The organism is Streptomyces sp. NPDC025784 (assembly GCF_055558435.1).
This window is the reverse complement of record NZ_JBVHMN010000001.1, coordinates 1,406,112-1,418,046: the sequence shown is the minus strand read 5'-3', so window position 1 is coordinate 1,418,046 and position 11,935 is coordinate 1,406,112. Positions and strand designations below refer to the sequence as shown.

Here is an 11,935-nt window from a genome sequence, read left to right as displayed (position 1 = left end):
TTGATAGGCCAGATCTGGAAGCGCCGTAAGGCGTGGAGGTGACTGGTACTAATAGGCCGAGGGCTTGTCCTCAGTTGCTCGCGTCCACTGTGTTGGTTCTGAAACCACGAACAACCCCGTACAGGTCACGTACGGTGCGGTTGACAGTTTCATAGTGTTTCGGTGGTCATAGCGTGAGGGAAACGCCCGGTTACATTCCGAACCCGGAAGCTAAGCCTTACAGCGCCGATGGTACTGCAGGGGGGACCCTGTGGGAGAGTAGGACGCCGCCGAACTAATTTTGAAGAAAGCCCCCGTACCGGGATACCGGTACGGGGGCTTTCTGCGTTTACGGTGACTTCTTGCAGTGGCTTCCTGAATTGCAGTGGGCCCCTCGGATCGAGGGGCCCTTTTTTGTTGTGCGGTCAGAGCCGGCCGGCTGCCTTGAGCGCCAGATAGGCGTCGGCGAGAGCCGGGGCGAGGTCTTCCGGGGGAGCATCGACGACGGTGACACCGTGGCGTTGCAGCTGCTCCGCGGTGCGATGGCGCTCCGCCTGGGCCTGAGCCGCGGACGCAGCCGCGTACACCGCCTCGGGATTTCCCCTCGACGCCGCCATTCGGGCGACGTACGGATCTGCCACGGAGGCCACCAGGACCGTATGGCGCTGGGTGAGGCGTGAGAGCACCGGGAGGAGGCCCTCCTCGATGGGGGCCGCGTCGAGGCTCGTCAGCAGGACGATCAGGGAACGGCGAGGAGCCGTACGCAATGCCGTGGCGGTGAGGCCGCGGGCGTCGGTCTCGACGAGTTCCGGTTCCAGGGTCGACATCGCGTTGACCAGGGACGGGAGAAGCTCGCCGGATGCGCGGCCCTGGACGAGCGCACGAACCCGGCGGTCGTATGCGAGGAGGTCCACGCGGTCGCCGGCGCGGGACGCCAGGGCCGCGAGGAGGAGAGCCGCGTCCATGGAGGCGTCCAGGCGCGGTGCGTCGCCGACCCGGCCGGCGGAGGTGCGGCCCGTGTCGAGAACCAGAAGGATGTGCCGGTCGCGTTCGGGACGCCAGGTACGGACGGCGACCGTGGAATGCCGGGCCGTGGCGCGCCAGTCGATGGAACGGGTGTCGTCGCCGGGAACGTATTCGCGAAGGCTGTCGAACTCCGTGCCTTCGCCACGGGTCAGCACGCTCGTGCGGCCGTCGAGCTCGCGGAGCCGGGCCAGTTTGGACGGCAGGTGCTTGCGGCTGGTGAAGGGCGGCAGGACGCGCACGGTCCACGGGACCCGGTGGCTGCCCTGTCGCGCGTAGAGACCAAGAGGGCCGTACGAGCGGATCGTGACGCGGTCGGCCTGGCGGTCACCACGTCGGGTGGGGCGCAGACGGGTCGTCAGACGGCGTCGCTCGCCGGGCGGGACGGTGAGACGGTGACGCGAGGCGGCCGTCTCGGTGCCGGGCTCCCAGCTGCTCGGCGGCCATGCGTCACGGAGGCGGGCACGCAAGGGGCGACCGGACGGGTTGGTGACGGTGAGCGTGACGTCCGCTGTCTCGCCGAGGCGTACGGAGGTGTCGCCCGAGCGGGTCAGGCCGAGACGCCGTACGGGTGCCGCCAGTGCGGCGTCGCAGGCGCAGGCCAGGGCCAGCGGCGCGTTCACGGCGAGGATGCCCAACCAGCTCGGCTCCAGGATGCCGACGGGCAGTGAGCCGATGGCCGCCAGGAGGGCGGTGCGTCCGGTGAGTGCCATCAGCGGGGGACGGGGACGTGGGCGAGGATCGCGTTGATGACGGAGTCGGCCGTGACGCCCTCCATCTCCGCTTCGGGGCGCAGTTGGATGCGGTGGCGGAGGGTGGGCAGGGCCAAGGCCTTCACGTCGTCGGGGATGACGTAGTCGCGGCCGGTCAGCCAGGCCCAGGCGCGGGCGGTGGCGAGGAGGGCGGTCGCGCCACGGGGGGACACACCGAGGGTGAGGGACGGCGACTCGCGGGTGGCGCGGCAGATGTCCACCACGTAGCCGGTGATCTCGGGGGAGACGGCGGTCTTGGCGACGGCGGTCCGCGCGGCTTCCAGATCCGCGGGGCCCGCCACGGGGCGTACGCCGGCGGCGCGCAGGTCGCGCGGGTTGAAGCCCTCGGCGTGACGGGTGAGGACGTCGATCTCGTCCTGGCGCGACGGGAGAGGGATCGTCAGTTTGAGGAGGAAGCGGTCCAGTTGGGCTTCGGGGAGAGGGTAGGTGCCCTCGTACTCGACGGGGTTCTGGGTCGCGGCGACGAGGAACGGGTCGGGGAGCGGACGCGGGGTGCCGTCGACCGTGACCTGGCGTTCCTCCATCGCTTCGAGGAGGGACGACTGTGTCTTGGGCGGGGTGCGGTTGATCTCGTCGGCCAGGAGGAGGTTGGTGAAGACCGGGCCGGGCTGGAAGGAGAACTCGGCGGTGCGGGCGTCGTAGACCAGGGATCCGGTGACGTCGCTGGGCATCAGGTCCGGGGTGAACTGGACCCGCTTGGTGTCGAGGTCGAGTGCGGATGCCAGGGCGCGGACGAGCAACGTTTTGGCGACCCCGGGGACTCCTTCAAGTAGAACGTGTCCGCGGCAGAGGAGGGCGACGACGAGGCCGGTCACGGCGGGGTCCTGGCCGACCACGGCTTTGGCGATCTCGGCCCGCAGGGATTCCAGGGAGGTGCGGGCGGTGCCCGGATCCCCGGCGTACCCGGCGTTGTCAGTGGTCGGGTCCATCATGAACGGCGTACCTCTCTTTCGAGGGCGTCGAGTTGGTCGGCGAGGGAGACGAGGGCCGCGTCGTCGTGGGGCGGCGGCCCGAAGAGGAGGGGGTGCAGGGACTGTCCGTCGCCCTGGAGGTGGGCGGACAGGGCGGGGAGCAGGGCTTCGGGCGCGTGCGCCTGAGCGGGGGGCACTCCCACGAGGGGGGCGAGACGGGTGCGCGTGGTGGAGCGCAGGGCCGTCGCGGCACGGTCGCGGGCGTCGGCCTTGCGGTAGAGGCGGGCGCGGCCTTCGACGGTTTCGGAGGCGCGGATCGCGACGGGGAGTCGTTCGGGCACGAGGGGGCCCAGTCGTCGTGCTCGCCAGAGGGCGGCCAGGGCTGCCGCGATGAAGAGTTGCAGTGTGCCCCACAGCCAGCCGGAGGGGAGCAGGTCGAAGAAGCCCCGGTCGCCGGTGTCGGTGGCCGAGTCGTCGGAGAGCGAGGGGAGGTACCAGACCAAGTGGGAGCGGGAACCCAGCAGTTGGAGGGCGAGCGAAGCGTTGCCCTGCTCGTCGAGGCGATCGTTGTAGAAGATGTCTGGGGCGCCGAGGACGACGGTGTCGCCGCTCCCGGAGGCCGCCGGGATGCGCAGCAGCGTGGGCAGGCCGTCGCTGGGGTAGCACCTGTCGGCGTCGGGGGCGGGCGTGGTGTAGCGGACGCCGCCCGTGTCGGCGCTGCCCGCTCGTCCGGCCGCGGGCAGGGCGCAGTCGGGGGAGAGCGTCGAGTCGAAGCTGACCGCGGGGTCGGCGCTGACCTGGGGGGCCAGGGTGCCGACGGAGGGCGATCCAGGGGAGACGAGGACCGTGCGGCCGCCGGAGTTCGCTGTCGTCGCGTGCAGGAGCCTCTGCTGACGTTCGGTCAGCAGGTCGGGGGCGGCGATCAGGAGGGTGGTGTCGGCATCGGCCGCCGCTCGGGCCTCGTCCAGGGTGGTGACCACGCGCGTGGAGACACCCCGGTCGGCGAGGAGTTCGGCGACGGCGCGACTGCCGTAGGGATCGGCGGAGCGTGGATCGAGGCGGCCGTGCTGGGCGTCCGAGCGGACCACGGCGATCGCGATCGCGGCGGCCAACAGGAGCACGGCGGCGAGCAGGATGCCCCGGCCGCGTGTCCACACCTGGCGGGCGGTGGGCGACACCGAGGTGGACGGCAGGGTGGCCTCCGTCATGAGGCGGCCCCCTGGCGGTCGTTGTGGGCCGTGCTCTGCGCGCTGCTCGTGAGGACGGGCTTGGTGCGTTCCAGCTCGCCGTCGAGTTCGGTGAGGCGGTGGTACACGCGCGTGTCGGCTGCCCTGCCGCCGTATGTGACGTCGTCGAAGTCCCTGGCCGCGGAGCGCAGTCGGTCCGTGTGGGCCGGCAGGGCGCGGCTCGCTTCCGCGGCTGCCTCGTCCGCCGTGCGGCCGGGGCGCGGTTCGAGGAGGGCGCGTTCCTCCAGGGAGCGGACGATGGCGCGCATCCGCTCCTGGACGGCCTGGTTCCAGTGGCCCTGGGCGGCGTGCGCCTCGGCGGCGGCCCGGTGCTCCGCGGCGCTCTTGGGGCGGTCGTCGAAGAGCGTGGCGGACGACGTGGGGGTGCGGCGGGGGGTGCCCAGGCGCCACCACAGGGCAGCCGCGACCGCGACCACCGCCAGCAGGATGACGGCCAGTCCGAGTGCTCCGCCGGGTGTCGCCGAGGAGGCGGCACTGAACAGTTCGTCGACCCACTTCCAGAAGGCGTTCAGGGCACGCTGGAGCAGGCTGGGGTCGTTCTCGTGGTACATCCGCTTGGACAGCTCGCGTCTGGCCGCCTCCCGCGCGGGATCGCGAGGCGTCGTCACCGGTGGTTCGTCGCCGCGCGGCAGCGCGAGGACGCCGGCGGCGCCGGTGTGCGGCAGCGCGAGCACCGCAGTGAGAACTCCCCCCACCGGGCTCACCGCATCAGCTCCCCGAAGTGGTGCCGGTCGAGCCGCCGTAGTTCTCGACGCCGGCGGCGCGGGCCAGGTCGAGGTCGAGAGCCTCGCGGCGGATGCGCTGGTCGATGTAGAGGAGGACGGTGACGCCGGCCGTGATCGGGAAGGTCAGCATGGACCCGATCACCGAGCCGATGCCGCTGACGATGAGGAACGTCCAGCCGAGGTTCCCGCCACTGCTGTCGAGGAAGCTGCTCATGCCGTCGCCGCTGAGCGCGGCGGCGAGGATTGCGAAGGGGATCACGACGATCGACGCCACGATGTTCGCGATGATCGTGGCGAGCAGCTGAATGCCGAAGACCCGCCACCAGGAGCCGCGCACGAGCTTCGAGGAGCGGCGCATCGACTTCACGATGCTCTGCTTCTCCAGCATCAGCGCGGGAGAGGCGAGCGAGAAACGGATCATCAGCCAGAGGGCGACGACGCCCATGCCCAGTCCGCCGAGGACGGCGAGTGCGGTGCCCGCGTCGCCCGCGCCGGCCAGGGCGGCGAGCAGACCGGGCAGCGTGCCGACGCCGACGACCACGAGGGCGATGAGCGGCAGCAGGAAGGTCAGGCCGAACAGCTTCGGCAGCTGAGGGCGGGCGTCGTGCCACGCCTCGGCCGTCGTCACCGGCTTGCCCAGTACCGCGCGGCTGGTCACGGACGTGAGCAGCGCCGTGGCGACGATGGTGCCGAGCAGCGTGATGAGCAGGACGACACCGGAGCTCAGCAGGGTGTCGCCGAGGGCACGGCTCAGCTCGCCGACCGTGGCGCTCGGGTCGTTGAGGACGTCCGTGTCGGTGTTGTCGTCCAGGACGAAGCCCTGGAGCAGGATGACCGCGATCTCGGTGACGACGGCGACGGCGAGCGAGATGCCGAGGACGGTGCGCCAGTAGGCGCGCATCGTGGAGACCGCGCCGTCGAGGATCTCGCCGACGCCGAGGGGGCGCAGCGGGATCACGCCGGGCTTGGCGGCGGGAGGCGGACCGCCCCAGTTGCCTCCCCAGCCGGCGGGACCGCCGGGGCCGCCGGCTCCGCGGCCGGGGCCTCCCCAGCCGCCGTACCCGCCGCCCTGGCCTCCGTGGCCGCCGGTTCCGGCGGGGGGCCGTCCACCCCAGCCCTGTGCGGGCGACGGTGGCGGAGGTGTGGCCTGGCCTGGGCCCTGCGGGCTGGGAGCGGACCACTGGCCGGGCGGGGGCTGCTCCTTGGACCACTTCGAGGGCTGCTCCGGCTGGTCCGTGCCGCCTTGGTCCGAGGGCTTGTCCGTGGGCTGCGTGGTGCCGGAGGAATCCGGCTCCTGCCCGTCGGAGGGGGCAGATCCGGGCGAGGCCCAGCCCGGAGTGTCGTTCATCGTCGCTCCTTCACGGTGCCCGTCCGCGGTCGCGGCGGCAGCTTGGCAGCCATCGTGCCACGGTGCGCTCTGCAAGGGACCGGCCGCCGTATGGGCTGCACACCTTCAATTGTCCGCCCGGTACGGGGCAGACTGGGCGGATGGCTGATCAGTACGCGCAATCCCGCGAGGACAGCGGGTCGACGGAGATACCCGCGATCCGCTGGGACGAGCCCCCCGAAGGCCCCGTACTGGTGCTTCTCGACCAGACGAGACTGCCGGCCGAAGAAGTCGAGCGGGTGTGCACCGACGCTCCCGCCCTGGTGGAGGCGATCCGCACGCTCGCCGTGCGTGGGGCGCCGCTGCTGGGCATCGCCGGGGCGTACGGCGTCGCGCTCGCCGCCTCGCGCGGCTTCGACGTGGACGAGGCAGCCGCGGCGCTGGCCGGGGCGCGGCCCACGGCGGTGAACCTCGCCGTCGGAGTGCGCCGGGCTCAGGCCGCGTACCGGGCCGCGCTCGTCGGCGGCGGTGATCAGGAGCAGGCCGCCGCGGCGGCGCTCGCCGCGGCGCGGGCGCTGCACCAGGAGGACGCCGAGGCCAGCGGGCGGATGGCCGCGCACGGGCTGGCGCTGCTCGACGAGCTGCTGCCGGGTGGCGGGCACCGGATCCTGACGCACTGCAACACCGGTGCGCTGGTGTCCGGTGGGGAGGGGACGGCGTTCGCGGTGGCGCTCGCGGCGCACCGGACAGGGAAGCTGCGACGGCTGTGGGTGGACGAAACGCGTCCGTTGCTGCAAGGTGCTCGCCTGACGGCGTACGAGGCGGCGCGCAACGAGATGGCGTACACCTTGCTCACGGACAATGCGGCGGGGTCGCTGTTCGCGGCGGGCGAGGTGGACGCGGTACTGATCGGTGCCGACCGGATCGCGGCCGACGGTTCGGTGGCGAACAAGGTGGGGAGCTATCCGCTCGCGGTGCTGGCGCGGTATCACCATGTGCCGTTCATCGTGGTGGCGCCGCTGACAACGGTGGATCCGGACACCCCGGACGGAGCATCCATCGAGGTCGAGCAGCGCGCCGGTCATGAAGTGACTGAGGTCACAGCACCACTGGTGCCGGTGGCGGGAGTGGAAGCGGGAGGCGGGATGCCGGTGGCACCCCTGGGGACCCAGGCGTACAACCCGGCGTTCGACGTGACGCCGCCCGAGTTGGTGACGGCGATCGTCACCGAAGAGGGCGTCGTGTCGCCCGTGACGGCTGAGGCGCTTGCTGAGCTGTGTGACAGGTCACGCCAGGTAACGATTTAGTTAATGGGATGATGTCGTTTATGAAGGGACGAGTCCTTGTCGTCGATGACGACACCGCACTGGCCGAGATGCTCGGCATCGTGTTGCGTGGCGAAGGTTTTGAGCCGTCTTTCGTAGCCGACGGCGACAAGGCGCTGGCCGCTTTCCGTGAGACCAAGCCCGATCTGGTGCTTCTGGACCTGATGCTGCCCGGCCGGGACGGCATCGAGGTGTGCCGCCTGATCAGGGCGGAGTCCGGGGTGCCGATCGTGATGCTCACGGCGAAGAGCGACACCGTCGATGTGGTGGTCGGCCTCGAGTCGGGTGCCGACGACTACATCGTGAAGCCGTTCAAGCCGAAGGAGCTGGTGGCACGGATCAGGGCGCGGCTGCGCCGTTCGGAGGAGCCGGCGCCCGAGCAGCTGGCCATCGGTGACCTCGTCATCGACGTCGCCGGTCACTCTGTGAAGCGGGACGGCCAGTCGATCGCGCTGACGCCGCTGGAGTTCGACCTCCTGGTGGCGCTGGCCCGCAAGCCGTGGCAGGTGTTCACCCGTGAGGTCCTGCTGGAGCAGGTGTGGGGCTACCGCCACGCGGCGGACACCCGCCTGGTCAACGTGCACGTACAGCGGCTGCGCTCCAAGGTCGAGAAGGACCCGGAGCGGCCGGAGATCGTGGTGACCGTCCGTGGTGTCGGTTACAAGGCCGGACCGAGCTGACATGTCCCGGGACAGTGCCGCTTCGGCGCCCGGCGAGTCGGGGGTCCGTTCGGGGCGGCCTGTCGGCCGGAAGATGACGGGCTCCCGCTGGGGACGGTTCATGGAGGGCGGGCTGCTGCAGGGCGGAGTCCAGGGCAGCCCGGTCCTTCGGTTGTTCATGCGCTGGGTGCGTCGTCCGCTGCTGCCCGTGATGCGGCTGTGGCGGCGCAACATCCAGCTCAAGATCGTCGTCACGACGCTGCTGATGTCGCTCGGTGTCGTGCTGCTGCTCGGCTTCGTCGTCATCGGGCAGGTCCGCAACGGCCTGCTGGACGCCAAGGTGAAGGCGTCGCAGAGCCAGGCCACGGGTGGTTTCTCGGTGGCCAAGCAGAAGGCCGACGCCGCGGTGACGGCCGATGGTGACGACGGCTCGAGTGCGGACGGCCGTCCGTCGAAGAACGTCGGCCAGTGGATGAGCGACCTCGTGGTGTCCCTGTCCAGTGGTGGCCAGGGCGCTTTCGACGTGGTGACGCTCAGCTCCAGCGCGGCCGGCGGCGGTGCGGGACTGGGCCCGCGCTACTCGGGCGACGTCGATCCGACGGTGAGCGTGCCGACGTCCCTGCGCGAGCGGCTGGACAGCAACACGCTCGCGGCCCAGAGCTATACGCGTGTCGTCTACAAGGACGGCAGGCCGTCGCAGCCGGCACTGGTCATCGGCAAGCAGGTCAACGACCCGAACGGAGACCCGTACCAGCTCTACTACCTCTTCCCGCTGACGCAGGAGGAGAAGTCGCTGAGCCTGGTCAAGGGGACGCTGGCGACGGCAGGTCTGTTCGTCGTGGTGCTCCTCGGGGCGATCGCGTGGCTCGTGGTGCGCCAGGTCGTCACGCCGGTGCGGATGGCCGCCGGGATCGCCGAGCGGCTGTCCGCGGGGCGCCTCCAGGAACGTATGAAGGTCACCGGCGAGGACGACATCGCACGCCTCGGTGAAGCCTTCAACAAGATGGCCCAGAACCTGCAGCTGAAGATCCAGCAGCTGGAGGACCTGTCGCGGATGCAGCGGCGGTTCGTGTCCGACGTGTCGCACGAGCTGCGTACGCCGCTGACCACCGTCCGGATGGCGGCCGACGTCATCCACGAGGCGCGGGTGGACTTCGACCCGGTGACGGCGAGGTCCGCGGAACTGCTGGCCGACCAGCTGGACCGGTTCGAGTCGCTGCTCGCGGACCTGCTGGAGATCAGTCGGTTCGACGCGGGTGCGGCGGCGCTGGAGGCCGAGCCGATAGACCTCAGGGAGGTCGTCCGCCGCGTGGTCAGCGGTGCCGAGCCGCTCGCCGAGCGCAAGGGCACGCACATACGCGTCGTAGGCGACCTGCAGCCGGTGGTCGCCGAGGCGGACGCCCGGCGTGTGGAGCGGGTGCTGCGCAACCTCGTCGTCAACGCCGTGGAGCACGGCGACGGCAAGGACGTGATCGTCAAGCTCGCCTCGGCGGGCGGGGCGGTCGCGATCGCCGTCCGCGACTACGGCGTCGGGCTCAAGCCCGGCGAGGCGACCCGGGTCTTCAGCCGCTTCTGGCGGGCCGACCCGGCACGCGCGCGTACCACCGGCGGAACGGGCCTCGGCCTGTCCATCGCCCTTGAGGACGCGCGGCTGCACGGCGGCTGGCTCCAGGCGTGGGGCGAGCCGGGCGGCGGTTCGCAGTTCCGGCTGACACTGCCGCGGACCGCGGACGAACCGCTCAGGGGGTCGCCGATACCGCTGGAGCCCAAGGACTCGCGGCGCAACCGGGGACTCAACGACGCAGGTCTGCCGCTCGGCGGCAGCGGCAAGCTGGCCACGGTGCCGGTGCAGCAGCAGGCGGGCGGAAGCGCGTCGTCCGCGGCACCGTCGCGGGGCCCGATCGTGCCGCGCATGGCCGGGGCGTCGCCCACGGCCGACCCGACGGCGCTGCCAGGCAGCGGCTCACGGGTGGTGCCGAGGCCGTCCGGATCGGTGCGGCGCCAGGACGACGCGCCGACGGACGGCGAGCGGACCGGGCAGGAGCGGGGGCGGGACGGCGCAGAGCCGGAGGAACTCGGGCATGGGGAGGCATTTCGTGGGCGTTGACCGCGAGGGGAGCGGTGGTCGTCGACGTCCGGTTCGGGTGGGGGCGTATGCCTGCTGTGGTGCCCTGCTGCTGGCCGGGTGCGCGTCGATGCCGGACAGCGGGGATCTGCGCGGCGTCGAGTCCACGCCGAGGCAGGACTCGCAGGTCCGCGTCTACGCGATGCCGCCCAGGGACGACGCCCAGCCCGCGGAGATCGTGCAGGGCTTCCTCGAGGCGCTGACGAGCGACGACGCGAAGTACGAGACGGCGCGCAAGTACCTGACGGAGAGCGCCGGCAAGGCGTGGGACCCGTACCGGTCCACGACCGTACTGACGGACGCGCCGAACCCCGAGTCGGGCAACGCCGGAAACCGTGACGGCGCCGACGGCAACTCCCTGTACCGGCTCAGCGGCAGCAAGGTCGCCACGGTGGACGGGCAGCACGCGTACTCGCCCGACTCCGGCGCCTACAGCAAGACGGTGCACCTCACGCGGCTGAAGGACACCAAGCAGTGGCGCATCGACGGGCTGCCGCAGGGCGTGGTGATGGGCAAGTCCGACTTCCAGCGCAACTACGTGTCGATCAACAAGTACTACTACACGTCGAACTCGAACTCCGGGGCCGGCGGCCCGCTCGGGACCGTCGCCGACCCGGTCTACGTGCGCGAGCAGGTGGACCCGATGACCCAGATGGTCCGGGCGCTCCTGAAGGGCCCCACGCGCTGGCTGGACCCGGTCGTCAGGTCGAGCTTCCCCTCGGGCACGGAGCTGAAGAAGGGCGTCAAGTCGCTGTCGCCCGACGACCGCAACAGGGTCACCGTGCCGCTGAACCACAAGGCGGATCATGTCGGACGGTCCCAGTGCACCAGGATGGCCGCCCAACTCCTTTTCACCTTCCAGGACCTGACGCCCACCGGTGTGGACGAGGTGGAACTGCAGAAGTCGGACGGATCGCAGCTGTGCGTGCTCACGGAGAACCAGGCCGGGACCGTCGCCTCGCACGGCACGGCTCACCGCCCCGAGTACCAGTACTTCATCGACGACAAGCAGCGGCTCGTGCGGATGCCCAACGGCGACAAGAAGCCCGAACCGGTGCCGGGCGCGCTCGGCGAGGGCGACAAGAAGCTGCGGGCGGCGGCCGTGTCGCGGGACGAGAGCAGCGCGGCAGGGGTGTCGACCGACGGGAGTTCCCTGTACGTCGGGTCGCTCGTGTCGGGCGGTTCGCTCGGTGAGGCGGTGCTGCACAGCGCGGGCCGCACGGAGGACGACCGGCTGACGACGCCCAGCTGGGACGGACGGGGCGACCTGTGGGTGGCCGACCGCGACCCGAAGAAGCCCCGGCTGCTTCTGCTGCGCAAGGGCGAGGGCGAGCCGCTGACGGTCGAGACACCGAGCCTCGACGGGCGCGTCGAGGCGGTGCGCGTGGCAGCCGACGGGGTGCGGATCGCGTTGATCGTCGAGAAGGACGGGAAGAGCTCGCTGCAGATCGGGCGCATCGTCCGGGACACCAGCGGTGACCAGCCGACCGTGTCCATCCTCGAACCCCGCTCGGTGGCGCCTCAGCTGGAGGAGGTCACAGCGATGTCGTGGGCCGGGGACAGCCGGCTCGTGGTGATCGGACGCGAGCAGGACGGCGTCCAGCAGATGCGGTACGTCCAGGTGGACGGGTCCGCCCCGGTGGGCACGGCGCCCTCGACGCTGACGGGCGTCAAGGAGATCGCCGCGTCCGAGGACGAGCGGCTGCCGCTGGTGGCGCACTCGGAGGAGGACGGCATCGTGCGGCTCTCGTCCGGGGAGCAGTGGCAGAAGGTCGTGAAGGACGGGACGGCGCCGGTCTATCCCGGATAGGGGTACCTCTCGCCGGACCGCGCGCCAAGCC

9 protein-coding genes and 1 rRNA gene are annotated in these 11,935 nt (G+C 71.2%); 5 read left to right on the top strand and 5 right to left on the bottom strand.

Translation table 11 applies throughout. The annotated features are described in order from the left end of the window. Positions 1–158 precede the first annotated feature (158 nt). A 5S ribosomal RNA gene (rrf, locus tag ACZ4IF_RS06130) occupies positions 159–275 on the top strand. A gap of 129 nt (positions 276–404) precedes the next feature. Here rrf and ACZ4IF_RS06125 read toward each other — a convergent pair. Genes ACZ4IF_RS06125 through ACZ4IF_RS06105 form a run of 5 tightly spaced genes read right to left on the bottom strand, consistent with a single transcriptional unit; the run spans position 405 to position 6,006 of the window. After that, on the bottom strand, positions 405–1,715 hold the full coding sequence (locus ACZ4IF_RS06125) for a DUF58 domain-containing protein (RefSeq protein WP_467559895.1): 1,311 nt from the start codon (positions 1,713–1,715) through the stop codon (positions 405–407). Continuing rightward, entirely contained in the window at positions 1,715–2,704 is a 990-nt protein-coding gene (locus ACZ4IF_RS06120) for an AAA family ATPase (RefSeq protein ID WP_095934749.1), read from the bottom strand. Before ACZ4IF_RS06120 ends, ACZ4IF_RS06125 begins: the two co-directional genes overlap by 1 nt. After that, positions 2,704–3,894 (bottom strand): DUF4350 domain-containing protein, encoded by a 1,191-nt coding sequence (locus tag ACZ4IF_RS06115; protein ID WP_467559893.1) that lies wholly within the window; start codon positions 3,892–3,894, stop codon positions 2,704–2,706. The genes ACZ4IF_RS06120 and ACZ4IF_RS06115 overlap by 1 nt, the downstream gene beginning before the upstream one ends. Next, on the bottom strand, positions 3,891–4,637 hold the full coding sequence (locus ACZ4IF_RS06110; RefSeq protein ID WP_467559891.1) for a DUF4129 domain-containing protein: 747 nt from the start codon (positions 4,635–4,637) through the stop codon (positions 3,891–3,893). Before ACZ4IF_RS06110 ends, ACZ4IF_RS06115 begins: the two co-directional genes overlap by 4 nt. A gap of 4 nt (positions 4,638–4,641) precedes the next feature. Next, positions 4,642–6,006 carry a DUF7847 domain-containing protein gene (locus ACZ4IF_RS06105; RefSeq protein ID WP_467559889.1) on the bottom strand — a complete coding sequence of 455 codons (1,365 nt, stop codon included), beginning with the start codon at positions 6,004–6,006 and terminating at the stop codon, positions 4,642–4,644. A gap of 140 nt (positions 6,007–6,146) precedes the next feature. On the opposite strand from ACZ4IF_RS06105, the gene mtnA reads away from it, so the two are divergent. From mtnA to ACZ4IF_RS06085, 4 genes are read left to right on the top strand one after another with little or no spacing between them, the layout of a single operon-like run. Beyond that, positions 6,147–7,292, top strand: a complete 1,146-nt coding sequence (gene mtnA, locus ACZ4IF_RS06100; RefSeq protein ID WP_467559887.1) for an S-methyl-5-thioribose-1-phosphate isomerase — start codon at positions 6,147–6,149, stop codon at positions 7,290–7,292. An 8-nt stretch (positions 7,293–7,300) separates the two neighbouring features. Next, positions 7,301–7,990 carry a two-component system response regulator MtrA gene (gene mtrA, locus ACZ4IF_RS06095; protein ID WP_015659998.1) on the top strand — a complete coding sequence of 230 codons (690 nt, stop codon included), beginning with the start codon at positions 7,301–7,303 and terminating at the stop codon, positions 7,988–7,990. A gap of 1 nt (position 7,991) precedes the next feature. Beyond that, positions 7,992–10,076 carry an MtrAB system histidine kinase MtrB gene (gene mtrB / locus ACZ4IF_RS06090; RefSeq protein ID WP_467559885.1) on the top strand — a complete coding sequence of 695 codons (2,085 nt, stop codon included), beginning with the start codon at positions 7,992–7,994 and terminating at the stop codon, positions 10,074–10,076. Beyond that, positions 10,051–11,904: an LpqB family beta-propeller domain-containing protein gene (locus ACZ4IF_RS06085; RefSeq protein WP_467559883.1), complete on the top strand. Its 1,854-nt coding sequence runs from the start codon at positions 10,051–10,053 to the stop codon at positions 11,902–11,904. The genes mtrB and ACZ4IF_RS06085 overlap by 26 nt, the downstream gene beginning before the upstream one ends. Positions 11,905–11,935: the final 31 nt, after the last annotated feature.

Coding starts and splice junctions, on each gene's coding strand:
- ACZ4IF_RS06125 (WP_467559895.1), bottom strand. CDS start 1,715: ATGGCACTCACCGGACGCACCGCCCTCCTGGCGGCCATCGGCTCACTG.
- ACZ4IF_RS06120 (WP_095934749.1), bottom strand. CDS start 2,704: ATGGACCCGACCACTGACAACGCCGGGTACGCCGGGGATCCGGGCACC.
- ACZ4IF_RS06115 (WP_467559893.1), bottom strand. CDS start 3,894: ATGACGGAGGCCACCCTGCCGTCCACCTCGGTGTCGCCCACCGCCCGC.
- ACZ4IF_RS06105 (WP_467559889.1), bottom strand. CDS start 6,006: ATGAACGACACTCCGGGCTGGGCCTCGCCCGGATCTGCCCCCTCCGAC.
- mtnA (WP_467559887.1), top strand. CDS start 6,147: ATGGCTGATCAGTACGCGCAATCCCGCGAGGACAGCGGGTCGACGGAG.
- mtrA (WP_015659998.1), top strand. CDS start 7,301: ATGATGTCGTTTATGAAGGGACGAGTCCTTGTCGTCGATGACGACACC.
- mtrB (WP_467559885.1), top strand. CDS start 7,992: ATGTCCCGGGACAGTGCCGCTTCGGCGCCCGGCGAGTCGGGGGTCCGT.
- ACZ4IF_RS06085 (WP_467559883.1), top strand. CDS start 10,051: ATGGGGAGGCATTTCGTGGGCGTTGACCGCGAGGGGAGCGGTGGTCGT.